Here is a 24390-nt window from a genome sequence, read left to right on the forward strand (position 1 = left end):
ATCCACCTGTTCCCATGCCGAACACAGCAGTTAAGCCCTTATACGCCGAAAGTACTCGAGTGGAAACGCTCCGGGAGGATAGGGAGCTGCCGGTTAAGCCAGGAAGAGCATCGCATTCGCGGTGCTCTTCCTTTTTGTATAGAGTCATCCATATCCATATGGTTTATGCATACAGTATTTTTGTGGCAAATTTATGGACTTTTTCTGGTAGACAGATTATAATAAAAATAAGTTTTTTCGATGTAGCAGTTTACAGAAAACACTATTTTCATTAAGAATGGAAGCTACATTTGACTACAAGGGGGAGTTCATATGATGTCAGGAACAGAAAGCCAATCGAAGAAAAGTCTGATGGATCATTTCCTGAACTGGATCGAACGGGTCGGCAATAAACTGCCAGACCCGGTATCGCTGTTTGTATTGCTATCCATCATCGTCCTGATTCTGTCCGCTGTCCTGGGGAGCGCCGGAGTATCTGCCATCCATCCGGGTACGGGCAAGGAAATCAAGATTGTGAACCTGCTGTCGGTTTCGGGCTTTCGGATGATGTGGAGCAAGGCTGTTTCTAACTTTGCCAACTTTGCTCCGCTGGCCATGGTACTGGTATGTGTCATCGGTTCCGGCGTGGCTGAAAAAAGCGGATTCCTGGCTGCCTTCATGCAGAAGATGCTGGGCGATGCCGCTCCGGCCATTGTGACTTTTGTGATCATCTTCATCGGCATTAACGGCAATGTGGCCGGCGATGCGGCTTTCGTGGTGCTGCCGCCAGTAGCCGGGGTGATTTTCCTGAGCATGGGAAGGCATCCTCTTCTGGGTGTGTTCTGTGGGTTTGCCAGTGTGGCCGCCGGATTCTGTGCCAATCTGATGCTGGGCATGTCCGATTCCCTGGCCTACGGTTTTACAGAAGCCGCTGCCAAGATGATCGATCCCAGTTATCAGCAATCTCCTGCCATCAACTACTACTTCCTGGTGGTCTCCTGTTTCCTGCTGGCCCTGGTAGGGACCTTTGTTACTGAACGGATTATGGCACCCCGGTTTTCCGGTACGGATCTGACCAAGTATGAACTGGATGAATCCATCCGGCAGATGACGGATCAGAAAAAGAAGGCTGTGAACAAGGCATTGGTGGCTGTCCTGATTACCCTGGTGGTCATCGTGCTCATGTGTGCAGGCGCTGATCCCCTGCTGGGCGATCCCAAGACCCATTCCATTATGGATCCCAAATCTCCCTTTATGACGGGTATTATCCTGATGGTGACCCTGGTACTGTTCGTACCCGGTGTGGTGTACGGCTTTGCTTCCGGCAAATATCATAACGACAAGGATATGTGGGCGGATATTTCCCAGGCTTTCAAGGATATTTCCTCCTATATCGTCCTGTGCTTCTTCTGTGCCCAGTTCACCAGTTACTTTGCCTGGTCCAATATCGGCGTGGTGCTGGCCATCAACGGGGCTGAAGGTTTGAAAAACGCCGGTATCACCGGCCTGCCGCTGATTTTCGGGCTCATCATCGTTTCCTGTATCATCAATATGTTCATCGGGTCTGCTTCTGCCAAATGGGCCATCCTGGCGCCGGTCATGGTGCCCATGATGATGCTCATGGGATACGACCCGGCTCTGACCCAGGTGGCCTACCGGATCGGGGACTCTCTGACCAACCCTCTGTCTCCGTTGTTCTCCTACTTCCCGCTGATTTTGGGCTTTGCCCGGAAGTATGAAAAGAACATCGGCATGGGGACCATCATTGCCAATATGATTCCCTATTCTTTCGCCTTTGCCATTGCCTGGGCCATTCTGCTGGCCGTATGGGTGATCTTCAATCTGCCCCTGGGTCCTGGCGGCGGAGTCTATTTGCTGCATTGAAAACAAGGGGTGTGAAAAATATTTTTTCACACCCCTCACATTTGTAGAAAGGATTTTTCTTATGCCATTACAACCGGAACATGAAAATGAAATCGACTTTGCCATTACGGTCCATGGGGTATCAGCCCATGGTTCTACGCCCCATCTGGGGAAGGACGCCATCGTGGCTGCCGCCGCAGTGATCCAGGCTGCACAGACCCTGGTAAGCCGGGTGAACAACCCTTTGCGCCCTCTGGTGCTGGGCTTTGAAAATGTAAAAGCCGGCAAACAGTTCAACATTGTCTGTGACAAGGTGCAGCTTATCGGTACCCTCCGTTCCTATGACGATGAACTGCTGCTGGACATGGTGGATAAACTGAAGAAATTGGTCCGCCATACCGCCGAAACTTTCGACTGCAGCAGTGAAATGAAAGTGCTGTCGGAAGGGGGCTCCTGCTGATGGAAGCAAAGACACTGGCTGCTGCTGAAAAGGATTATATCTTGGCACAGCGGCATTATTTCCATGCCCATCCGGAACTTGGCCGGGAAGAAAAGAACACGACTGCCCACATCGTGGAAGAACTGCAGAAAATGGGTATTCCGGTGCAGACGTTTCCGGACATTACCGGCTGTGTGGGTACCATCGAAGGGACGAAAGGACCGGGCAAGACGGTGATGCTTCGGGCGGACATTGATGCCCTGCCCATCCAGGAAGCGGATACCACCAAGTCCTATGCCTCTCAGAATCCCGGTGTCATGCATGCCTGCGGGCATGACTGTCATACGGCCATGCTGCTGGGGGCGGCGAAGATCCTCAGCGCCCATCGGGACGCTTTTCCGGGCAAGGTGAAGCTGCTGTTCCAGATGGGGGAGGAAATCGGTACGGAATCCCGTCATTACGTGGAAAAAGGGTGCCTGGATGATGTGGACGCTGTTTTCGGCATGCATGTGTGGTCCCTGCTGGAAACCGGTATCGCCAACCTGCAGGACGGGGAGCGGATGGCCTGCAGCGACCGGTTCACCATTACCCTGACCGGGCGGGCGGCTTCTTCCGATGCTCCGGAACAGGGAACGGATCCCATTACTGCCGCTGCATCCGTGGTGATGGGCCTGCAGCAGCTGGTAAGCCGGAAGAACGATCCGGAAAATACCTTTGTACTCACGGTGGGGATGATGAACAGCGATGGGGAACAGAAAGGGCACCTGGCCAGAAGTGTGCAGCTGGTGGGCACCACCCGGACCTTCAACAAGGCATTCCGGAAAACTCTGCCCCAGCGGATCGAGAAGGTAGCCAGAGCCATCGGCGAAGGTCTGGACTGCCAGGTGGACTGCACTTATTTCTTCGGTCCGGCGCCTCTTATCAACGAACATCAAGAACTGAATGAGCTGGGACGGCAGGCCGTGGCTGAGGTCATGGGGTCCAAGGCTCTGGTGCCCATGGAAAAGCAGATGGGTGCGGAGGATTTCTCCGTGCTCATGGAAAAGGTGCCGGGAGTTTTCATGTTCCTGGGTGCCAGGAACGAAAAGAAGGGAATCTGCTGCGTGCATCATCATCCGGCTTTTGATGTGGACGAAGATGCACTGCCCTATGGGACAGGAATCGAAGTAGCTTTTGCAGTAAAGTATTTGAATGGTCACATGGCATAGGCCATATGATATGTGCATATACCAAAGAAATGGGAGTGTGAGAATTTTTTCACACTCCCATTTTGCATCGCACTCCGCTGCCGTGGTATAATATACTTTCCAAAAAGGTTCAACGGACTAGAAATTACAACAAGGAGGGTTCCCATGAATCAATTAGATCCCATTGGTGTCATCGATTCTGGCGTGGGTGGATTGACAGTGCTGAAATGGCTGCAAAAGAAGATGCCCCATGAACGGTTCATCTTCATCGGAGATACGGCCCGTACGCCCTACGGCAACCGCAGCCGGGAAGAGATCCAGCATTTTGTCAGCCAGATGACCGCCTGGCTGTACCGGCGGCAGATCAAGCAGCTGGTGGTGGCCTGCAATACCATTACGGTGCTGGGTACGGACGTAATCAGGAACGGGTACGATTTTTCTGTAATCGGCATGAAGAAGGGTGCCCATATGGTGGAGGGAGTCACCAAAAACAAACGGGTGGGCTTCCTGGCTACCGATTTTACTGTGGCCTCCGGTGCCCATAAGAAGGAAATCCAGGAAATGGATCCGGAAATCCAGGTATTCGGTCAGGGATGTCCGAAATTCGTACCCCTGATCGAAGGAGAAAAATTCGGCAGCCCGGAACTGACAGCGGCCATCAAGGAATACACGGACAAACTGAAGGCATACGATGTGGATACGGTGATGCTGTCCTGTACCCATTATCCCTTTGTGGAAAAGGAAATCAGAGAGGCCTTCGGGTCCGGGGTTACTATCCTGGATCCGGCGGAACGGACAGTCCAGGCGGCCATCGAGGACCTGAAACAGCGGAAGCTGCAGCGGGACGTGGGACTGGGCCGGGCGGAAGTGTGCTTCACTGCCGATCTGGAACGGGGCAAGCGCCTGGCGGCCCGGATGCTGGATATGCAGAAGTGTGATTTCCGGCTGATTACGCTGTAAGGGCGGGAAATAAAATTCCCTTGCAATTCAAACCGTGACTATGGTATAATTCTTCTGTTCAATGCTACTGTAGCTCAGTTGGTAGAGCATCTCATTCGTAATGAGAGGGTCGTAGGTTCGAATCCTATCAGTAGCTCCATTTTGAAATCCAGACAACGAGAAATGTTCAACAATGTTCAAACCCTTTTACCGTGCGGGTTCCGGGGTTTTGGACGAATGACTGAAACGTTTCCCGTTGTCTTTTTTCATACCCCCTTTTGCGCACTTTTTGCGCATTTTTCGCTATTTGACTTTCAAACCCTTTCAGCCTTATAATGGCGATAGCCAAAAGGATAAAAAGGCCATACTTGTACAAATACCCTCGGGCGGCCACCCGGGGGTATTTCTTTGGGCCAATTGCCGTTCTTAAGGCGTCCGTCTAACCACTTGCAAATTAAAAATAAGAACCCTGCCGGGAATGGTTGCAGGGTTCTTTTTTTGTTGCTACACTATAGTTGACACATTGACTTCTTGGATCGGGAGGTGGCTGGATTGGTGGACAAAATCGTGACGACGCTGCTGTTCTGCATCTCTCTCCTGCCCGCTGCCTATCTCCGCTACTATCCCTTCCGCTTCCTTGCCAGTCCGGCGGCCAAACGAGTGCTGCTGTGCGGACACATCTGTATTTTCCTGCTGGAATTCGTAGTGTATTCCATTGTATTCACCAGGAATCTGCTGGTATTTGTCAGCAGTTCCTACCAGTGGCTGTATCTGTTCAGTTACCTGCCCTATTTCCTGCTGCTGCTTTTCACCATCCGGCCCTACTGGTTCCAGCATCTGTTTGTGGTCGGGCTTCAAGCCATGTACATGATTTTCATCCATACGGTGACCATGGAAGCCTACAAATTGTTCTGGCCGGAGCTTTGGGAGCAGAATGAGATCCTGACCTATTACCTGATTTATATTCTCCTGTTCCTGGCCGGGATGCCCTTTATGGAACGGCTGATGGGGAGCCTGTTCACCCGGGAAATGCTGCGGTGGCGGCCGGCTTTCTGGGCCTACGTGGGGCCGGTACCCCTGCTGCTGGTATATTACCATGGGAATATGGGGTACTTCAACCTGGAACCCGGGGAAATGACTGCTCCGGTCATCCATCTGTACACCCTGATCAGCCGGACGGTACTGCTGCTGGTGGGGCTGTGCCTGCTTCAGTCCGTAAAAAACGGCTTCCAGCAGGTGAAGCTCATGTTCCAGATCAGGGAACGGACCATCCGGCTCCAGAATCAGCTGACGGAGCTGAACGAATATGCCTCTTCCCTGCGGGAAGAACAGCAGAAAATGGCCATCCTGCGCCACGACAGCCGGCATCAGCTGCAGCTGGTGGCCGAACTGGTGGAAAAAGGACATTTTGATGAGGCAGAACAGCAGCTGCTTCAGGTGCAGAAAGAGGTGGATAACTGATGGATCCTCTTTTTCCCACCCTGGGCATCAACCTGTATTACGTACTCATGCTGCAGCCCTATGCACTGCTTCATTTCCTGCCGTTCCGCCACTTTTTGCCGGAACAGAAACAGAAGCGGGTGGCCTGGATCTGGGTCATCCTGGTGGCAGCTGAATATGCGGGAATCACCGGACTGCTCCAGAGCAGTCTGTTCCTCACCCAGAAACAGGCCTATGGAACCCTGGGCTACCTTATCTGGGTCCCTCAGTTCATCCTCTGTCTGCTGGCGGAGAAGCGGATGTGGGTGGGACAGCTGTTCATACTGTCCTTTCGGGTCCTGCTGTCCGGCATCATCTTTACAGTGGCGCGGGCCTTGTGCTTCCATTTCTATCCCGGCCATACCCTGGAAGAGCTGTTCATTCCCCAGATTTTGTTCTACGGGGCGATGATCTTCAGCAGCTTTCCGATCCTGCTGCATTTCTTTACCCGGACTTTCAGCGGCTTCCAGGAGGCTTCCACCCGGAAATACTGGCGCCTGATCACGGCCATTCCCATGCTGCTGTCCATTGAAAGTTTCTATCTGAGCCTGATCGATTCTGAGGGATTTTATTTTGAACTGCTGATTTCCCGGATGTTCCTGCTGGGGGTGGTCGTGCTGATGATGGCCAGTATCCACAGTGCCCAGAAGGAAATATACCAGGAACTCCGGACTTTTGAAAAGGAAAAGGAACTGCAGCAGCAATATGCTTCGGCAGAGCACTATGTGCAGATGGCCAGGGAAAGCCGGCAGCGGCTGGCTGGCATTTACCGGGAGAAACAGGGTCACATCGATCGCCTGCTGGGACTGGTCCGCCGAAAGGATAAGGAAGGCGTGCAGCAGTATATCGAAGGGCTGGGGCAGCAGTTCAACACCACGAAACTTCCCCAGTACTGCCAGAACACTCTGATCAATGCGGCGCTGACTGTGTACATCGCCAAAGCAAGGAAAATAGAAATCCCGGTGAATGTATTGGCGGATCTGCCCCAGCAGATGGAGTGCAGCGGGGTTCTTTCCATCGTGCTGTCCAATCTGGTGGAAAATGCGCTGATCGCCAGCGAGAAGCAGCCGAAGGAAAAACGGAACATCACGGTGGTGGCCCTGCGGCGGGGGGATATGCTGAACATCTTGGTGAAGAACCTGTTCGATGCGCCGGTGCAGCTGGGGGAGGACGGACTGCCGGTGACCCATGTGAAGGGCCACGGCATCGGGATGAAATCCCTGGCCCGCTTCCGGGATAAATACGGGGCCAGTGTCCTCTGCCAGCAAAAAGACGGCTGGTTCATGACCTATCTGCAGGTGTCGGCACGGGCTCAGGGAATGGGAGAATGAAAACGGGGTGTGAAAAAACATTTTTCACACCCCGTCACTAGTCGCTGGAGGAATCTTACCCTGCAAACATGAATTGGAAATACTGTTCCTGGAAATCCCGGTATTTGCGCTTGCCCAGGGGAATCTGATGACCCTGGATTTCCACATAATCGGTTTTGATCATGTGGACGGCCCCCAGGTTCACCAAATACCCCTTGTTGGGAGAAACGAACTGACCCGGGGCGATTTTATCCAGGTCCGCCTTCATATCCTGGGCAGATTTCCGGGTTTCCAGGGTGCTCCCGTCGGCCAGGAATACTTCCATTACGTGCCCGTGACTTTCCAGGAACAGGATCTGGGCAATCTCTTCTACCCGTACACCGCCGCCTACCAGGCGGAAAATCATCTTGGCGCTGTTCCGCTGGCGGATGAATCCCAGGGCCCGCTCCAGGGATTTGTTGAACTGGGTCTGGGTAAAGGGCTTCAGCAGGTAATCGGTGGCTTTTACGGCAAAGGCATCGGAGAATGTCCGGTATTCCACCCGTTCATTCCGGGTCAGGAAATATGTTTCAGCAGCAGCCTGGATTTTCTGGATCTGGTCGGTCTGGTCATCACAAATGGCAATGCGCAGCATGATCGGTTCTCCCCCCCCCCCTTTTTCAGGTATTTTCTTCTGTCTATTCATCTCTATTATACACAAATTTCAAAATTTTCTCCTGAACTCGTCCTGAAAGGGCGGTTTTTTTTCATGAAGAAAAAGGCGGATCGTTTCCCCATTGGGAGATAAATTGTCTGAAAAATGACGAAGAGAACTTTTATGACAAAAAAACGCCCTTTCGTGGAATTTGTAAAATTTTCCCGCTTTAGTGTGTTATAGTTTAGGCAATCAAAGAAAGGACAGAAAATTCCGCAAATCTGCACCGCAGATGCAGACAAATGCCCTTATAAAAAGGAATATAATGGTGAGAAACCAAAGTGTTCCGGAAAACAAAGGGAATCAGACAAAAAATACCATGAAAATAGGCGTGATGCACAGAAGCGCGCACTGGAGCATCCAGCCAGGCTGTGAATGAATTTCCATCAGAAAGGTTTGAACAAGAAAAGGGGTGTGGCTTTATGAACAAGATTTATAAAGTAATCTGGAATAAAACACGGGGGATGTACATGGTTGTATCTGAATTGGCCAGGAACCAATCCAGAGGCGGCGGATCCGTCGACAAACGGAGAAAACTGACCCAGGCTGCTGCGGCACTGGCCCTGTTCTTCAGCATTTTCTCTGCTGGAGGGACTGCGCTGGCAGCGGATCCTCTCACCATTGGAACGGCAGAAGTCAATACTGCCAGTGGTGATGTAGTCAACGTCCTGACCGGGAACAGCGGCGAAGCTTCGGCCATTAATGATGCCTTGGAACAGGTGAAAACCAATAGACAAGATATTGAAACCAATCGGAATAACATTCAAGACCTGAAATCCAGCGTTTCTAATACTTATGTGAGCAAATCCGATGCCACGGTCCAGGACAGCGATATTGTGAAATCTACAAGCACAATCGGTGATAACGTGACTAAGCTGGATGGGGCCCTGCACGATGAAATCGCAAAACGGATCGGTGCTGACAAAGCCCAGGATAAACTCATTGCAGAGATCAATCAGAATATGGCGGACGGGTTCAATACTATCAATACCAATGTGGCCGATGGATTTGGCGCACTGAATGCTGCTGATGCAGCAGAAAAAGCAGCCCGCCTCGGGGCTGATACACAACTGGCGGAAGCCGTGAACAGCGGGCTGAGCCTGAGCGATGACAATGTGCTGCAAAAGAACAGTACTACTGTTCATGATGACGGCAGTGTGACCACTTCCAAGACTGACGCCAGCGAAGTGATCCTGAACAAGGACAAGACGAACCAGATTACCATGAATGACAATGGCATCAAGGTTGGCACCAACAGCTCCCTTATGAATGCCGACGGCGTCTATACCGGCGGGGATACCTATGATGCAGCCAAGGCAGCCATGAGTGCGGACGGCAAGATCAAAGGTGCTGGCGGGGCATTCACCGTGGATGATTCCGGGAATGTTAATTCCAATGCGACCATTACAGGGGCAGCGGTTACTGACGGTAAAGGTGCTTCCATGAGCAACGGCACAGTGACCGGCAAGACCCTGACCGATGGCAAAGCCACCATCAACAACGGTAACATCAAGACCAATGGCGGTTTTATCCAGACCGGCGGCGGTAATGTCAACACCCAGGGTGGAGAGGTCCGCACAAATGGTGGAAAGATTGCAACGTCCGGTGGTGAAATCAATACGGGTTCCGGTACAATCAAGACTGTCGGCGGCGATATCCTGACGGCTGGCGGTAAATTGAATACAAGCGGTGGTGATATCGCTGCGGGTACGGGCGATATTTCCGGTCAGAACATTACGGCAACGGGTACGCTGAAAGGAGATAACTTGACTGTCGCCAATGGCATTACGGGCCGTAACCTGACTTTGACGGGCGGCGATCTTGATGCTGGTGCAGGTACAATTAAGACAACCGGTCAAGTAAATGCAGGTACGTTGAACGTGACGGATAAAGCTACTGTTAAAGATCTGGAAGTTACTGGCGAATTCAATGCCGGTACGCTGAAGAGCAAACTGGATGAGAACAACTATACCGAAATCAGTGGCGGCAACGTGAAGTCCGTGAATGATAAACTTGATACGGCGACAGGGCAGAGACATTCCAGTGCTTCCACCTTTGATGAAACAGGCAGCAATGTCTTGGCAACGGACAATGATTCCATCGGCAAGAGTACGGTAACCGCCGACAGCGTGAAGCAGTCCATCTCCGATATTGGCGACAATCCCTGGAACTCCGCATCCCGGGAACTGCACCAGAACGGGGAAAACAAGTATGAAATCACGGACAGCGTGGCAGAGGGCCAGAACAGCAACGTCACCAATAAGACGGCTGGACAGTCGGAAAACATCATTGGCGATGGTACGGCTACCAACCAATCCACCTTCCGGCAGAAAATCGACCGGATCCTGCAGGAAATCAAGAGCGCCAACGGCAGCACCAGCGTGGAACAGACCGATGTGAACATCACCAACACCGCCAAGGACGGTACCATCACCAATGATGCGAAAGATCTGGTCAACAAGGCTTCTGACAGCATCACCAACCAGATTGGTGACGGGTCTGCTGTGAAGAGCGTCATGGATGCCAGCGGTATCGCCAACACCGCAACCGGCGGCACCATCAGCAACAGCGCAGCCGACGTGATTAACACTGGGACTAACAGCGTCATCAACAAGGTTGGCGACAACCAGGTGGCTGTGAAGACGGACAACGTCAAAGCGGCTTACGGTTCAGATACCTCCACCACCTGGGATGCGAAAGGTATTACCAATACTACCAGTGGGGATATCAGCAACAGCGCTGTGAACATCATCAATACCGCAACTGGCGACATGACCAATACTGTGGGCGGCAAGATGCTGAACGATGTGACTGGCGATATGGAGAATAAGGTGGGCGGCAGCCTGACCACCACTGTGACGAACGACAGCAGCCTGACTGCTGAAAACATCAACAACACCGCCAGGAACAAGATTACCAACGATGCCAAGGAGATCATCAACAAAGCTGCCACCAGCATTAAGGATATAGTTGGCAAGACGACCGTGACCACAACGGATGGCGGGACTACCTTCAAGAATACGGACCATGATGATCCTATCGAAGAAGGCAGCATTACCAGTACCACTATTTCCGGCAATACGGTGACCACTGGCCAGGTAACCACTGACTATGCCGCTGTGAACAATGACCTGACGGTGAACGGCGATTCCCACTTGCAGGGCAATGTAAGCGTAGGCAAGAATCTGGAAGTGACCGGTACGTCCACTTTCAAAGATGCCGTTACCATGGAAAAAGATCTGGAAGTGAAGGGTACCACCACTACAGAGAAATTGGCGGTAAAAAGCGGAGCCAGCATCACTGGCGGCACCACTACTGATACCCTGCATGTGACCGGCACCTCCACCTTCGACGGCATGGTATCTTTCAAGGATGCCGTATCCATCGAAAAGGATTTGAGCGTGGGCGGCAACGCCACCGTAGCCGGTGATGTATCGGCCAGATCCTACAAAGTGGCCGGCAAGACCTATATCGACCAGAACGGCATCAACGCCAACAGCCAGAAGGTGACCAACGTGGCCGACGGCGATGTGTCCGAAGGCAGCAAGGATGCCGTGAACGGCGGCCAGCTGTATCATACCAACCAGAGAGTTTCCACGGTTGAAAACCGGATGGATGGCGTAGAAAACCGTGTTGGCCGGGTGGAAAACCGGGTGGACAACCTGGACAGCCGGATCGACAAGGTGGGCGCAAGCGCAGCTGCTATGGCCAACCTGCATCCGATGGACTTTGACGAAGACTCCAAGGTGAGCGTTGCAGCTGCTGCAGGCAACTACCGCAGCGAAACTGCCGGTGCCCTGGGCGTGTTCTATCGCCCGACCGACCGGGTGATGCTGAATGTTTCCACCAGCTTCGGCAACGGCGAAAACATGGTGGGCGGCGGCGTAACCTTCAAACTGGGCAAGAGCAGCAAACGGCTGCAGCAGGCAGAAGCCACCAATGAGGCCCTGTCCAAACAGGTGACCAATCTGCAGAACCGTCTGGATGCCCTGCTGGGTGTGCTGAACCCCAACCTGTCCAAGGCCTTCCCGGATGTACCGGCCAACCACTGGGCTTACGAAGCCGTAAGCAGACTGGCGGGCAACGATATCATCAAAGGATACGAAGACGGCAAGTATCATGGTGACCGCACCATGACCCGGTATGAAATGGCGGAAATCATCTACAACGCCCTGTCCCAAGGGGCCAAGTCGGAAGTCAGACTGGTAGAAGAATTCCGGCCCGAACTCCAGGCAATGGCTGCTCAAAGAAAAGCGTAGTCATCTCCCCAGATGCTGCCCACACCCCCCTTGAGCATACCATATAGCAAAAAAGGACCCCTCGCAGCGATGTGAGGGGTCCTTTTTTGCGGGGTTCAGGCCAGGGACGGGCACACCGGGCGATATTTTGCCTGCGGCAAAAATCTTGGTGCGCCCCTACGGAATGGTACGGAAGTACGGTTGAAAGCCGTAGGGGATTACCAAGACCGGCCGTCAGGCCGTGTCGCCCGGTAAGCCCATCCCTGCATACCCGCCGGAGGTTTGCGCTTCTGCAGGGATTTGGTATAATATAATAAAAGAAAAAGGGTGCTGCCGATTGACGGTCAGCCCCCAATGTTACTTACACAAAAAGTGATCGCACAAGTTGGAAGCTGGGGCGATCACTTTTGTGTTTTCTGATTACAGCCAATGGCATAGCCGATTCCGAATGCCGTAAGGATTACTCCTAATGTCTTGGCGGGCGCACCGGGCGATATTTTGCCTGCGGCAAAAATCTTGGTGCGCCCCTACGGAATGATACGGAAGTACGGTTGGAAGCCATAGGGAGTTACCAGGACCGGCCGTCAGGCCGTGTCGACCGATAACCGCAAAAGAGGCTGCCCTTGAGCAGCCCCTTTTGTTTATTCTATCGTCCCTCCGCCCAGGACCACGTCTCCGTCATACAGGACGGCGGCCTGACCGGGGGTGATGGCCCGCTGGGGCTCATCGAATTCAATGGTGAACGTATCCGGGCCGATGGGGGTCACGATGGCAGGCTGGGCCTCCTGGCGGTAGCGCACCTTTACCTGGCAGCGCACGGGGCCTGCCGGTACTTCGCCGCTGATCCAGTTGGCTTCGCCCACGTTTGCTTCCCGGCTGAACAGGGCCTCGCTGGGGCCCACCACGACGGCGTTCCTCTTCGGGTCGATCTTCACCACGTACAGGGGAAAATCGGGCTGGTTCAGCCCTAAATGTTTGTGCTGGCCCAGGGTGTAGCAGATGATGCCCTTGTGCCGGCCAATCACGTTGCCTTCAAGATCCAGGAACGGGCCGGGCTGGGGCTTGTAGTCCAAAATGCGCTGCACGGCATCGGTGTACTGCCCATTGGGCACGAAGCAGATGTCCTGGCTGTCGGGCTTGTGGGAGTTGATGAAACCGTTTTCTTCGGCGATTTCCCGGGTGTGGGTCTTGTGGTACCCGCCCAGGGGGAAATGGGTGTGGGCCAGCTGCTCCTGGGTCAGGTTGTACAACACGTAGCTCTGGTCCTTTTTCGGATCCGTAGCTTTCAGCAATTCGTATTTGCCGGTAGTTTCATTTTTGCGGATGCGGGCGTAGTGGCCGGTGACCACACAGTCACAGCCCAGTTCCCGGGCCCGTTCATACAGGGCACCGAATTTCAGGAACTTGTTGCAGTCGATGCAGGGGTTGGGGGTGTGGCCCAAGGTGTAGCTGCGGGCGAATTTTTCCATGACATCGTGTTTGAATTCGTCCGTGTAATTGAACACGTAAAAGGGCATGCCCAGCCGGGCACAGACGCTGCGGGCATCTTCCACGTCGGACAGGCTGCAGCAGGTCCTGGTGCTGCAGTAGCCGGCATCGGGGTTGTTGTACAGTTTCATGTTGCAGCCGATGCAGTCGTAGCCTGCATCCTGCATCAGTTTGGCGGCAACGGAGCTGTCCACCCCGCCGCTCATGGCAATGAGAGCTTTCATGATGATCCTTTCTCATAGAGGGGTGAAAAGGTTTACGCCCCGTTTTTGTCAGTTGTCAGTCGCCTAACACCAATCGTGCGACCGTAATGGTGGTTTTTATCTTTGTTTGTGTAAGTCCCGCAACCGGTTCACTTCCCTGATCACGGTTCCGGCCACGTATTCCACCTGTTCCGGGGTGATGTCGTCGCCCAGGGAGAACCGGATGGAACTCCGGGCTTCGTCCGGGCTGCACCCCATGGCCAGCAGCACATGGCTGGGGTCGGGACTGCCGGAGGCACAGGCGGAACCGCTGGAAACGCAGATGCCGGCCATACCCAGCACGGGCAGCAGGGCCTCGGCGGATACACCTTCGAAGGCCATGTTCAGGTGGCCGGGGAGGCGCAGCAGTGTGCCGGCGTGGACCTTCGTGCCGGGCAGGGCGGAAAGCTTTTCCTGAAGGGCATTGCGGGCTTCCTCCATACGGCGGGTATTGGCCGCCAGTTGGCCGCAGGCTTCCTGCAGCGCTGTGGCCATGCCCACGATGCCCGGGACGTTTTCTGTGCCGGCCCGTTTGCCTCGTTCCTGGGCTCCACCAAAAATCAGGGATTTCAATTCAAAGCCTCGTTTGGCAAAAAGGAATCCATTCCCTTTGGGTCCATGAAATTTATGGGAAGAGGCGGACAGGAAGTCCACGGGGCTGTCTTTCAGGCTGATGGGTACGTGTCCCACGGCCTGGACGGCGTCGGTGTGGAACAGGGCGCCGGCGGCATGAGCCAGTTCAGCCAGCTGCCGGATGGGCTGGAGGGCGCCGGTTTCGTTGTTGGCCAGCATGACGGATACCAGGCAGGTTTCCGGGGTCAGGGCGGCTTTCAGGTCCGCCGGATCCACCACGCCTTCGGGGCTCACGGGCAGCAGGGTCACGGTGAAGCCCTGGTCCTTCAGGTCGTCCAGGGTGTTCAGCACGGCGTGGTGCTCGATGGCACTGGCGATGAGGTGGGTGCGGCCGTGCGCTTTGCCCCAGGCTGCGGCGGAGCGGAGGATCTGGTTGTCGGCCTCGCTGCCTCCGGACGTGAACGTAAGCTCGCTGGGCAGACAGCCCAGGCAGGCGGCAATGGTTTCCCGGGAACGGATCAGGGCGGCGGAAGCGTCCTGGCCCAGGGGATAGGTGCTGGAAGGGTTGCCATAGTGTTCCGTAAAATACGGCAGCATGGCAGACACCACAGCATTCGAAACCCGGGTGGTGGCAGCATTATCGGCATAGACGAACATAACAGGTCCTCCTTTGGGGTGAAATATATCATATAATTATACAATATTTTGTCCTCCCCTAAAACAAATTTATTTTTCTTTTCTTCTTGTCTTTTTCTCCTCTCCATGCTATAATTGTAAAGCTGTATATATTATATATACTTCTTCTGCCCTCATGGTAGAGGAGCAAAACCAAAGGAGGAGGTGATTTCGTGAATAACTACGAAGTCATGTACATCGTTAAGCCGGTAGAAGAGGACGCTTACAACACTGTTGTAAAGAAGTTCGACGACCTGCTGGTTGCTAACGGCGCTACGATCGAAAAAACCGATAAGTGGGGCAAAAAACGTCTGGCATATGCTATCCAGGACTTCAACGATGGTCTGTATGTACTGACCACGTTTGCTGCTGAACCGGCAGCCGTCAAGGAACTGGACCGTGTGATGAAGATTACGGATGAAATCCTGCGTCACATGATTATTCGCAAAGGCGAATAAGGAGGCTGGGTGTATGAATCGCATTATTTTGTTGGGCCGTCTGGTGCGGGATCCGGAAGTCCGGGTCACTCCCACGGAAAAAACGGTCTGCACCTTTACTCTGGCTGTTGACCGTCCCTTCACTTCGAAGAACGGCCAACGGGAAGCGGATTTTATCAACATCGTTACATGGAATAAAACCGCAGAATTATGTGGGAACAGTTTGACCAAGGGGCAAAGAGCTCTGGTGGAAGGTCGCCTGCAGATCCGCAGCTACGATGGAAAAGACGGGAACAAGCATTATGTGACGGAAGTCATTGCTGACCGTGTAGAATTCATCGAACGGAAGGGCTATGGCAGCAATCCGGCTGCCGGCCAGCAGAATCCTCCTGCCCAGAACAACAACTCCCAGGGTGGAAATTCCAACCCCATGGGGGGCTTTGGCTCTGAAGTAGGTTTTGACGAAGAAATCCCATTTTAAAAGGGAGGATAGAATAACGCCATGATGAAACGTGAAAGAGGTAATCGGAGACCCAGAAGAAAAGTTTGCTCCTTCTGCGTCGACAAAGTCCAGGAAATCGACTATAAAGATGCTGCTAAACTGCGGAAGTTCATCACCGAACGGGGCAAGATCCTGCCGCGTCGGATTTCCGGCACCTGCGCAAAACATCAGCGTCAGCTGACCATTGCCATCAAACGTGCCAGAAACGTTGCACTGCTGCCGTTTACTGCTGAATAAGCTGGATGACACAAAGACAGATCCTTCGGGGTCTGTCTTTTTTTTATTAAATATTGTAGAATATAATATTACCGTGTGGAATTTCAGGACGGGCTCACCGGGCGACACCCCTCCGGGGGTCTTGGTGAGCCCCTGCGGAAATATCATTCACTGGAACGCTGCAGGGGCGTACCAAGATTTTTGCCGTAGGCAAAATATTGCCCGGTACACCCGCCGCAGGCAATCATTTTGTATCAACGGAGGGAAGACCCATTGCAGTATCATAAAACATCCTCGCTGGTGGAATCAGGGATCCTGGCAGCGGTGGCAGTCCTTTTTACCCTGGTCGGCAATTATGTGCCGATACTCGATCTGGTGGTCAGCATCCTGTGGCCTCTGCCCATTATCCTGTGCGGACGGCGGAACGGTCTGAAATGGAGCGTCCTGTGTCTGGTGGTCACGGGCGCGGTAGTTTCGGTGCTGCTGTCCCCCATGCAGGCACTGACCCAGTGTGTGATTCTGGGCCTGATCGGCCTTTTTATGGGCTATGCCATGCGCAGGCAGATGAGCCCGGTGAATACCCTGCTCATGGGCAGTCTGGGGGCTCTGATTTCCACCCTGCTCAGCGCTGTGGTGGCTTACTATCTGATGGATGTGAACGTAATCCAGGTGTTCTTCGATTCCATCGATGAATCCATTTCCATGAGCGGGGACCTGCTGCAGACCATGGGGATGGGCGGTTTTAACGGAGGACAGCTGGATCAACTGAAGAAGATGTTTGAGCTGATCCTGCCGGCAGGCATTATCCTCAGCGCTCCGGTGACGGCCATGGCCAATTACTGGGCAGCCCGGAAAATCCTGGCCCGGATGGGGGACTATTACCCCTGGTTCCCGCCTTTTTCCCTGTGGAAACTGCCCAAATGGCTGCTGCTGCCTTACGGCATCGGCATGATGCTGATCTTCTTCGGACAGAATGCCCAGGACTCCTGGCTGTACCGGGGCGGGTACACCCTGTACATGATGATGAACATGCTGCTTCTGGTCCAGGGGCTGTGTCTGATCCGCTGGTATGTGGAGTACAGACATTATCCCCGGATCCTGATCCCCCTGAGCCTGATCCTGACCTTTACGCTGCCCATTGCATCGCAGCTGATCGTGGTACTGGGGGCTTATGAAATGGTGTTCGACCTCCGGAAGATCCGGAAACCGGTCCCCAAAGAGGATCCGAAGCAGGAGAAATAGAAGGGAAGACCTATGGAAGAGAAAACACAGCGCAACCTGTGGCAATGGGTGCGCATTGCTGTGGCCATCATCGGGTCGGTGCTGGTGATTTCCGGCATCCTGATCAATCAGGCCATCTGCACGGCCGGGGGCTTTGTGGCCGTGATGCTGGTATTCTACCTGACTTTCCGCAGCAACCGGCTGCGGGAAGCCTGGTTCAACCATTCTATGACTACTGTGGTCCGCAACATCGAGCGGGCCAACAACTACGCCTCCCAGCGGATCCCCATCGGCATCGGAGTATTCGACAAGGAAGGGCATCTGCAGTGGCGGAACCGGCTGTTCAACGAGTATGTGGCGGTGGAAATGCCCCTGGGCACGCCTTTTGAAAAGGTGCTGCCGCCGCCGGACAACAATTTTGCGGCCCTGCGGCTGCGGGATGCGGAAAAGCAGCTGAAAATCGGGGACCGGGTGTACCAGATGCTGGTGCGCCGGATCCAGATCACGGAAAACCCGGAGGACGATACGGGACTGGCCCTGTACCTGATGGATATCACCGACCGGGAGCGCAAAAAGAAGAAGTATGAGGAAGAACACCCGGTGGTAGCCTACGTACAGTTCGACAACTACGACGATGCCATGAAGGGCCTGAACGAAAACGAACGGGCCAGCGTGGTGGTGGATGTGACCAAGGCCATCGGCAGCTGGGTGGAGGAAGTGAACGGCTACTTCCAGAAATATACGGAAGACATGTTCGTGGTGGGACTCAGCCGTAAGGGACTGAATGAAACGATCAAAAAGAAGTTCCTGGTGCTGGACCGGGTCCGTGACATCAAGAGCGGCAACCGGACCACACCTACCATCAGCATCGGGGTGGCGGCGGAAGGCCGGAACCTGGCGGAAATGAGCCAGAAAGCGCAGGCGGCCCTGGATCTGGCACTGGGCCGCGGCGGTGATCAGGCTGTGGTGCAGATCGGCGAGGATATGAGCTTCTACGGGGCCCGGGGTTCCGTCCAGGCCAAGAATACCCGGGTGCGGGCCCGGATCGTGGCCCAGGCTATCCATGAACTGATGACCGGAGCGGACCAGGTGTTCGTCATGGGCCATGCCAACGAGGACTACGATGCCCTGGGGGCAGCCATCGGGGTGGCCAAGATGGCTCTGACCCTGCAGAAAAGCTGCTGTATCGTCACCAGTGGACAGGGACCTTCCCTGAAGAAACTGGAGACAGTTTCCAAGGACCAGAGTGACCGGTACCTGTCCCTGTTCGTGGATGAGGATGAAGCACTGAAACGGATCACCCCGGGCAGCATCCTGGTACTGGTGGATCATCACCGGGCCATGCTCAGTGCGGCGCACAAGATGCTGCAGGCCATCCGGCGGCGGATCATCATCGATCATCACCGGCGGGCGGAGGATGCCATTACGGATGTGATGCTCCAGTATATGGAACCGTCCACATCGTCTACCTGCGAGATGGTAACGGAAATCCTCCAGTATTTCGAGGACAAGCTGCAGCTTTCGGAAGTGGAGGCCACGGCCCTGTATGCGGGCATCGTGGTGGACACCAAGAACTTTGCGGTACAGACCGGGGAACGGACGTTCGAGGCAGCGGCGTTCCTGCGCCGGAATGGGGCTGATCCCCATCTGGTTTCCATGCTGTTCAAGGATGATGAGCATACGGTCCTGACCCGGGCCAAGATCATCACCGAGATGCAGCAGCCTTTGCCGGGTCTGGCGGTGGCGGTGCATTCCTGCTCCTGCACGGACAAGGACACGCCGATCATCGTGGCCCAGGCGGCGGATGAACTGCTGACCATGGATGACATCCGGGCCAGTGTGGTGTTCAGCCAGAATGAAAATGGAGTCAGCATCAGCGCCCGCAGTGACGGCAGCGTCAATGTGCAGGTGATGATGGAAGAACTCGGCGGCGGCGGTCATCAAACCGTGGCCGGGGTACAGGTCAAGGGAGTGACGGCAGCAGAACTGATGCCGAAAGTCATTGAACTGGCCAAAGAACAAATGAAGGAGAGCGATACAGATGAAGGTAATCCTGTTGCAGGACATCAAGAAGTTGGGTAAAAAAGGCGAAATCATCGAGACGGCGGAAGGGTACGGCCGGAACTATCTGATCCCCCGGGGACTGGCTGAAGAAGCTACTACCCGGAATGTGAACCAGGCCAAACAGGATATGCAGGTGGCCAAACATCGGGCTGCCCAGGCTCACGACGAAGCAGTGATCCTGGCTGCGCAGCTGGAAAAAGTGGTGCTGCACATGAAAGTGAAGGTGGGGGCCAACGGCAAACTGTTTGGTTCCATCGCCTCCAAGGATGTGGCTGATGCACTGCTGAGCCAGACCGGCATGGAAGGTGTGGACCGGCGCAAGATCGAAGTACCCGGCACCATCAAGAGCCCGGGCGAATATACTGCTACGGCAAAACTGCTGCCGGATGTAACGGCAAAATTCAAGGTCGTCGTGGAGACTGAGAAATAAGCCTGTAACAGGGCTTTGTGTGGATAAAGGAGGGTCCATATTTTGGAAGAACGTATCCCACCCCAGAATATTGAGGCGGAACAGAGTGTGCTGGGAGCCATGCTCATCAGCAGGGAAGCCATCGATAAAGCCGGGGAGATCCTGACGGAAGATGATTTCTACCGCCCGGACGACCGGATCATCTTTTCTGCCATCATGGACCTCCACAGCCGCAATGAGGCCGTGGACCTGGTCACGGTGACGGAAGAACTGCGGAAGATGGGCAAACTGGATACCGTAGGCGGGACGGCCACCATTACGGCCCTGAGCAATGCCGTGCCTACGGCGGCCAATGTAACGTATCACGCCAAGATCGTGGAAGAGAAGGCCCTGCGCCGGCAGCTGATCAACGCTGCCACGGAGGTGGTGACCGAAGGCTACGAAGAGGATGAGGATATCAGCCAGACCATCGACCAGGCGGAGCAGAAAATCCTGGCGGTGGCCAACCGGAAACATGCCAATGGAGTGACCCGGATCAAGGACGTGGTGAAGAGCGCCATGACCCGGATCGAGGAACTGTACGATTCCAAAGAAGCCTTTACGGGGCTGCCCACTGGCTTTGCTGATTTTGACAAGATGACCAGCGGTCTGCAGCCTTCCGATTTGATCATCGTGGCCGCACGTCCCTCCATGGGGAAATCGTCCCTGGTACTGAATATTGCGGAACATGTGGCCCTGGCGGGCCACAAATCTGTGGTGTTCTTCTCCCTGGAAATGAGCAAGGAACAGCTGGTCCAGCGGCTCCTGTGTTCCCAGGCCCAAATCGATGCTTCCCGGCTGCGGATCGGACAGCTGCAGGAAAGTGAATGGCCGAAGCTGGTCCAGGCAGCTGACAATCTGAGCAATGCCAAGATCATGCTGGACGATACACCGGGCATGACGGCTTTGGAGATGCGCAGCAAGGCCCGCCGCTGGAAAAACGAGAACGGGCTGGATCTGATCATCGTGGACTATCTGCAGCTGATGCAGGGGTCCAGCAAGCGGGCCAGTGACAACCGGCAGCAGGAAATGAGCGATATCTCCCGGTCCCTGAAAGGACTGGCCCGGGAACTGAATGTGCCGGTAATTGCCCTGTCCCAGCTGAGCCGGAGCGTGGAACAGCGGACCAGCAAACGGCCCATGCTGAGCGACCTGCGTGAATCCGGGGCCCTGGAACAGGACGCCGATATTGTCTGTTTCATTTACCGGGATGATTACTATAACCCGGACACGGACCAGAAGAATGTGGCGGAACTGATCGTGGCCAAGCACCGGAACGGTGCTGTGGGCACGGTTCCCCTGTACTTCCGGAAGGATATCACCCGGTTCTATGATCTCAGCAGCAAGCATGAGTAAAAGAGGTGTTCTCCGCACCTCTTTTTTTCTTTGCAAACGAAATATACTTGTGATTGCTATACGTTCGGTAAAATGATACAATAAACTATATGCAGCGGGGACGGTGTGTTCTCGTGTTATGCCATTTTTTTGTCTATACTTAAGGAGGAAGTATTGTGATTCCACGTTATACCAGTAAAGAAATGGGTTCCATCTGGACGGAAGAAAACGAAGACCGTAACATTGTCAAGGTTGAAGTGACGGCCTGTGAAGCCATGAACAAACTGGGCATCGTCCCCGATGATGCGCTCCATGACATCCAGACCAAAGCCGATTTCGACCTGGACCGGGTTCACGAAATCGAAAAAACCACCAACCATGATATCATTTCTCTGCTCACTTCTGTGGCTGAACATGTAGGGGATGCTTCCAAATATATCCATAAAGGCCTGACCTCCAACGACGTGAAGGACACCGCCATGGGGATGATGATGAAACACTCTGCAGAAATCCTGATCCGGGAAGAAAAGGAACTGCATGAAATCCTGAAAGCCCAGGCTGTGAAATACAAATACACCTATTGCGTGGGCCGCACCCACGGCATCCATGCAGAACCCATGACCTTCGGCCTGAAGTTCCTGCTGTGGATGAGCGAAACAGAACGGAACATCGAACGGCTGGAAATGGCCAAGAAATACATCTCCGTAGGCAAACTGAGCGGTGCTATCGGTACCTACTCCAACATCGACCCGTTTGTGGAAAAATACGTGTGCGAAAAACTGGGCCTGACCCCCGTGCCTGTAGCCAACCAGGTTGTCCAAAGAGACCGTCACGCTTTCTACCTGAGCACCATTGCTGTGTGCGGTGCTTCTCTGGAAAAGATGGCATTGGAAATCCGTCACCTGCAGCGCACCGAAGTACGGGAAGCGGAAGAATACTTCGCTCCCGGCCAGAAGGGCTCTTCCGCCATGCCTCATAAACGGAACCCCATCACCTGCGAAAAAGTCTGCGGCCTGGCCCGTGTCCTGCGGGGCAATGCCGAAGCTGCCATGGAGAACGTGGCCCTGTGGCATGAACGGGATATCTCCCATTCTTCCGTAGAACGGATCATCCTGCCGGATTCCACCATCCTGCTGGACCATATGCTGCGCAAGATGAAGGATATCCTGGGCAAACTGCTGGTATATCCTGATAAGATGATCAAAGACCTGAACCTGACCGGCGGTCTGATCTACAGCCAGAATCTGCTGATCGCCCTGGTAAGCAAGGGTGTACTGCGGGAAGATGCCTATAAGTGGGTACAGCGCAATGCCATGGCTCGCTGGATGGAAGGCGCCGACTTCAAGACCAACGTGGAAGCCGACCCGGATATCGACAAGTATCTGACCAAGGAAGAAGTGGAAGCCTGCTTCGAACCGAAACATATGCTGAAACATCTGGACGAAATCTACGCCCGGTTTGGACTTTAATCCGAAAGAAGGAGTGGCTCTATGTCATCTGTTGTAGTAATCGGTTCCCAATGGGGGGACGAAGGCAAAGGTAAAATCGTAGACTATCTGGCTCAGCAGGCCGATGCGGTGGTCCGGTATTCCGGCGGCTCCAACGCCGGCCATACGGTTGTGGTCAATGATGTATCCTATAAACTGCGGCTGCTGCCCAGCGGCATCCTGTATAACGACAAGACCTGCATCCTGGGCAATGGGGTTGTGATCAACCCTCGTGTGGTGCTGCAGGAAATCGCGGAAATGAAGGCCAAGGGCGTGGACACCAGCAATCTCTTGATCAGCGACCGGGCCCATGTGGTATTCCCATACCATGAAAAACAGGATGAACTGCAGGAAGCAGCCCTGGGAGATGCCAAGATCGGCACCACCAAAGGCGGCATCGGTCCCTGCTATATGGATAAGGTGGCCCGTACGGGCATCCGGATGTGCGACCTGCTGAACAAGGACGTACTGGCGGAAAAACTGAAACGGAACCTGGCTGCCAAGAATGCCCTGTTTACCAAAGTCTATGGGGCAGAACCCATGGAATATGAACCCATGCTGAAAGCCTACCTGCAATATGCGGAAGAACTGCGGCCCCATGTGACCGATACCAGCGTGGCTCTGGGCGATATTTTCGACGCCGGCAAAAAAGTACTGTTCGAAGGGGCACAGGCAACGTTCCTGGACATCGACTATGGTACCTATCCGTATGTGACCAGTTCCAACCCTACTGCCGGCAATGCGGCCATCGGCAGCGGCGTAGGTCCCCGTTACATCGATCATGTGGTGGGCGTGGTGAAAGCCTATACCACCCGTGTAGGGGAAGGCCCCTTCACCTGTGAATTGTTTGATACGGACGGCCCGGGTACCTATCTGCGGAACACCGGCCATGAATTCGGTACTGTGACCGGGCGGCCCCGCCGCTGCGGCTGGCTGGATGCTTTCATGGTGAAATATTCTGCCCGGCTGAACTCCATGGATGCCCTGGCCATTACCCGGCTGGATATCCTGGACGGCCTGGATGAAATCAAAATGTGCACCGGCTGGACCATTGACGGCAAGCCCATCCAGAACATCCCGGCGGATCTGAGCATCCTGGCCAAGGCCAAACCGGTATATGAAACCTTCAAGGGCTGGAAAAAGGATATTTCCGGCGTACGCAAGTACGAAGACCTGCCCGAGGAAGCCCAGGCTTACCTGGCCCGTCTGAGTGAAGTGGTAGGGGTGGAAATCGGCATTGTGTCCGTTGGCCCCAACCGGGATCAGACGTTCTCTTTGAAGGAATTTTTCTAAGATAAGTTCAAAAAAAGAGGAGAAAGGTGTTGACACCTTTCTTCTCTTTTGCTATACTATACAAGCTTTCTCTTTGAGGAAGCGCCACACCAGCCTTCAATGGACCGGCAACTGTTTCACCTGAAACAGAGTGAGAAAAAAGTTGTTGACAAACCTTTGAAAGTCTGGTAATATATAGAAGTCGTCACGAAGACGGCAAGACGAACTTTGAGAACTGAATATTGTTGACAGATGTGCGGGTCAAGTCACTTTAAGTGATGAGATCGAGTCACCTGGATGAG

General features: G+C 54.1%; 19 protein-coding genes, 1 tRNA gene and 1 rRNA gene. 18 read left to right on the forward strand and 3 right to left on the reverse strand.

All coding sequences use genetic code 11. The features are described from left to right. From rrf to ACR0QW_RS07165, 8 genes are all read left to right on the forward strand, one after another. A 5S ribosomal RNA gene (rrf, locus tag ACR0QW_RS07130) occupies positions 1 to 95 on the forward strand; the annotation flags it as partial. A gap of 217 nt (positions 96 to 312) precedes the next feature. Then, a complete protein-coding gene (locus tag ACR0QW_RS07135; RefSeq protein WP_432643004.1) occupies positions 313 to 1863 on the forward strand; it encodes an AbgT family transporter in 1551 nt (516 codons plus the stop codon). A gap of 61 nt (positions 1864 to 1924) precedes the next feature. Continuing rightward, a complete protein-coding gene (locus ACR0QW_RS07140) occupies positions 1925 to 2302 on the forward strand; it encodes a peptidase dimerization domain-containing protein (RefSeq protein WP_432643005.1) in 378 nt (125 codons plus the stop codon). Next, positions 2302 to 3489, forward strand: coding sequence for a M20 metallopeptidase family protein (locus ACR0QW_RS07145; protein ID WP_432643006.1), 1188 nt, complete (start codon positions 2302 to 2304; stop codon positions 3487 to 3489). Before ACR0QW_RS07140 ends, ACR0QW_RS07145 begins: the two co-directional genes overlap by 1 nt. 144 nt (positions 3490 to 3633) lie before the next feature. Beyond that, positions 3634 to 4428: a glutamate racemase gene (gene murI / locus ACR0QW_RS07150; protein ID WP_432643007.1), complete on the forward strand. Its 795-nt coding sequence runs from the start codon at positions 3634 to 3636 to the stop codon at positions 4426 to 4428. 63 nt (positions 4429 to 4491) lie between these two features. Continuing rightward, a tRNA-Thr gene (locus ACR0QW_RS07155) sits at positions 4492 to 4567 on the forward strand. A 392-nt stretch (positions 4568 to 4959) separates the two neighbouring features. Next, positions 4960 to 5868 carry a hypothetical protein gene (locus tag ACR0QW_RS07160; RefSeq protein ID WP_432643008.1) on the forward strand — a complete coding sequence of 303 codons (909 nt, stop codon included), beginning with the start codon at positions 4960 to 4962 and terminating at the stop codon, positions 5866 to 5868. Continuing rightward, positions 5868 to 7217, forward strand: a complete 1350-nt coding sequence (locus ACR0QW_RS07165) for a GHKL domain-containing protein (RefSeq protein WP_432643009.1) — start codon at positions 5868 to 5870, stop codon at positions 7215 to 7217. The genes ACR0QW_RS07160 and ACR0QW_RS07165 overlap by 1 nt, the downstream gene beginning before the upstream one ends. A 55-nt stretch (positions 7218 to 7272) precedes the next feature. On the opposite strand, the gene ACR0QW_RS07170 is transcribed toward ACR0QW_RS07165, so the two are convergent. Further along, complete coding sequence (locus ACR0QW_RS07170) at positions 7273 to 7830, reverse strand: LytTR family transcriptional regulator DNA-binding domain-containing protein (protein ID WP_432643010.1); 558 nt, start codon at positions 7828 to 7830, stop codon at positions 7273 to 7275. Between the two features lie 482 nt (positions 7831 to 8312). Between ACR0QW_RS07170 and ACR0QW_RS07175 the strand changes: the two genes are divergently transcribed. After that, positions 8313 to 12149: an ESPR-type extended signal peptide-containing protein gene (locus ACR0QW_RS07175; protein WP_432643011.1), complete on the forward strand. Its 3837-nt coding sequence runs from the start codon at positions 8313 to 8315 to the stop codon at positions 12147 to 12149. Positions 12150 to 12769: 620 nt separating this feature from the next. Here the strand turns inward: ACR0QW_RS07175 and mnmA are convergent. Together mnmA and ACR0QW_RS07185 are read right to left on the reverse strand one after the other, a co-directional pair. Beyond that, positions 12770 to 13840, reverse strand: a complete 1071-nt coding sequence (gene mnmA, locus ACR0QW_RS07180) for a tRNA 2-thiouridine(34) synthase MnmA (protein ID WP_432643012.1) — start codon at positions 13838 to 13840, stop codon at positions 12770 to 12772. A 96-nt stretch (positions 13841 to 13936) separates the two neighbouring features. After that, positions 13937 to 15088: a cysteine desulfurase family protein gene (locus ACR0QW_RS07185; RefSeq protein WP_432643013.1), complete on the reverse strand. Its 1152-nt coding sequence runs from the start codon at positions 15086 to 15088 to the stop codon at positions 13937 to 13939. Positions 15089 to 15279: 191 nt separating this feature from the next. On the opposite strand from ACR0QW_RS07185, the gene rpsF reads away from it, so the two are divergent. The 9 genes from rpsF (at position 15280) to ACR0QW_RS07230 (ending at position 24109) form a co-directional block, all read left to right on the forward strand. Continuing rightward, the gene (gene rpsF, locus ACR0QW_RS07190) at positions 15280 to 15564 is read left to right on the forward strand and encodes a 30S ribosomal protein S6 (protein WP_296398304.1); all 285 of its coding nucleotides are present in this window, start codon (positions 15280 to 15282) and stop codon (positions 15562 to 15564) included. Positions 15565 to 15577: 13 nt separating this feature from the next. Continuing rightward, entirely contained in the window at positions 15578 to 16024 is a 447-nt protein-coding gene (locus ACR0QW_RS07195; protein ID WP_432643014.1) for a single-stranded DNA-binding protein, read from the forward strand. Between the two features lie 21 nt (positions 16025 to 16045). Further along, positions 16046 to 16282 carry a 30S ribosomal protein S18 gene (rpsR, locus tag ACR0QW_RS07200; protein ID WP_012937440.1) on the forward strand — a complete coding sequence of 79 codons (237 nt, stop codon included), beginning with the start codon at positions 16046 to 16048 and terminating at the stop codon, positions 16280 to 16282. A 252-nt stretch (positions 16283 to 16534) separates the two neighbouring features. Further along, complete coding sequence (locus ACR0QW_RS07205; RefSeq protein ID WP_432643015.1) at positions 16535 to 17503, forward strand: YybS family protein; 969 nt, start codon at positions 16535 to 16537, stop codon at positions 17501 to 17503. A 12-nt stretch (positions 17504 to 17515) separates the two neighbouring features. Continuing rightward, on the forward strand, positions 17516 to 19564 hold the full coding sequence (locus ACR0QW_RS07210; RefSeq protein WP_432643016.1) for a DHH family phosphoesterase: 2049 nt from the start codon (positions 17516 to 17518) through the stop codon (positions 19562 to 19564). Continuing rightward, the gene (rplI, locus tag ACR0QW_RS07215) at positions 19524 to 19976 is read left to right on the forward strand and encodes a 50S ribosomal protein L9 (RefSeq protein WP_432643017.1); all 453 of its coding nucleotides are present in this window, start codon (positions 19524 to 19526) and stop codon (positions 19974 to 19976) included. The genes ACR0QW_RS07210 and rplI overlap by 41 nt, the downstream gene beginning before the upstream one ends. Before the next feature lie 42 nt (positions 19977 to 20018). Next, complete coding sequence (dnaB, locus tag ACR0QW_RS07220) at positions 20019 to 21350, forward strand: replicative DNA helicase (RefSeq protein WP_432643018.1); 1332 nt, start codon at positions 20019 to 20021, stop codon at positions 21348 to 21350. Between the two features lie 155 nt (positions 21351 to 21505). Continuing rightward, entirely contained in the window at positions 21506 to 22798 is a 1293-nt protein-coding gene (purB, locus tag ACR0QW_RS07225) for an adenylosuccinate lyase (protein WP_432643019.1), read from the forward strand. A gap of 21 nt (positions 22799 to 22819) precedes the next feature. After that, on the forward strand, positions 22820 to 24109 hold the full coding sequence (locus tag ACR0QW_RS07230; protein WP_432643020.1) for an adenylosuccinate synthase: 1290 nt from the start codon (positions 22820 to 22822) through the stop codon (positions 24107 to 24109). The last annotated feature ends 281 nt before the right edge of the window (positions 24110 to 24390 follow it).

The sequence above is a fragment of the Acidaminococcus sp. genome, assembly GCF_050873445.1.
Classification (GTDB): domain Bacteria; phylum Bacillota; class Negativicutes; order Acidaminococcales; family Acidaminococcaceae; genus Acidaminococcus.

Excerpts from the sequence above, each read along its gene's own strand:
- ACR0QW_RS07135 (WP_432643004.1), top strand. The coding sequence starts at position 313 with ATGATGTCAGGAACAGAAAGCCAATCGAAGAAAAGTCTGATGGATCAT.
- ACR0QW_RS07140 (WP_432643005.1), top strand. The coding sequence starts at position 1,925 with ATGCCATTACAACCGGAACATGAAAATGAAATCGACTTTGCCATTACG.
- ACR0QW_RS07145 (WP_432643006.1), top strand. The coding sequence starts at position 2,302 with ATGGAAGCAAAGACACTGGCTGCTGCTGAAAAGGATTATATCTTGGCA.
- murI (WP_432643007.1), top strand. The coding sequence starts at position 3,634 with ATGAATCAATTAGATCCCATTGGTGTCATCGATTCTGGCGTGGGTGGA.
- ACR0QW_RS07165 (WP_432643009.1), top strand. The coding sequence starts at position 5,868 with ATGGATCCTCTTTTTCCCACCCTGGGCATCAACCTGTATTACGTACTC.
- ACR0QW_RS07170 (WP_432643010.1), bottom strand. The coding sequence starts at position 7,830 with ATGCTGCGCATTGCCATTTGTGATGACCAGACCGACCAGATCCAGAAA.
- ACR0QW_RS07175 (WP_432643011.1), top strand. The coding sequence starts at position 8,313 with ATGAACAAGATTTATAAAGTAATCTGGAATAAAACACGGGGGATGTAC.
- mnmA (WP_432643012.1), bottom strand. The coding sequence starts at position 13,840 with ATGAAAGCTCTCATTGCCATGAGCGGCGGGGTGGACAGCTCCGTTGCC.
- ACR0QW_RS07185 (WP_432643013.1), bottom strand. The coding sequence starts at position 15,088 with ATGTTCGTCTATGCCGATAATGCTGCCACCACCCGGGTTTCGAATGCT.
- ACR0QW_RS07195 (WP_432643014.1), top strand. The coding sequence starts at position 15,578 with ATGAATCGCATTATTTTGTTGGGCCGTCTGGTGCGGGATCCGGAAGTC.
- rpsR (WP_012937440.1), top strand. The coding sequence starts at position 16,046 with ATGATGAAACGTGAAAGAGGTAATCGGAGACCCAGAAGAAAAGTTTGC.
- ACR0QW_RS07210 (WP_432643016.1), top strand. The coding sequence starts at position 17,516 with ATGGAAGAGAAAACACAGCGCAACCTGTGGCAATGGGTGCGCATTGCT.
- rplI (WP_432643017.1), top strand. The coding sequence starts at position 19,524 with ATGAAGGTAATCCTGTTGCAGGACATCAAGAAGTTGGGTAAAAAAGGC.
- ACR0QW_RS07230 (WP_432643020.1), top strand. The coding sequence starts at position 22,820 with ATGTCATCTGTTGTAGTAATCGGTTCCCAATGGGGGGACGAAGGCAAA.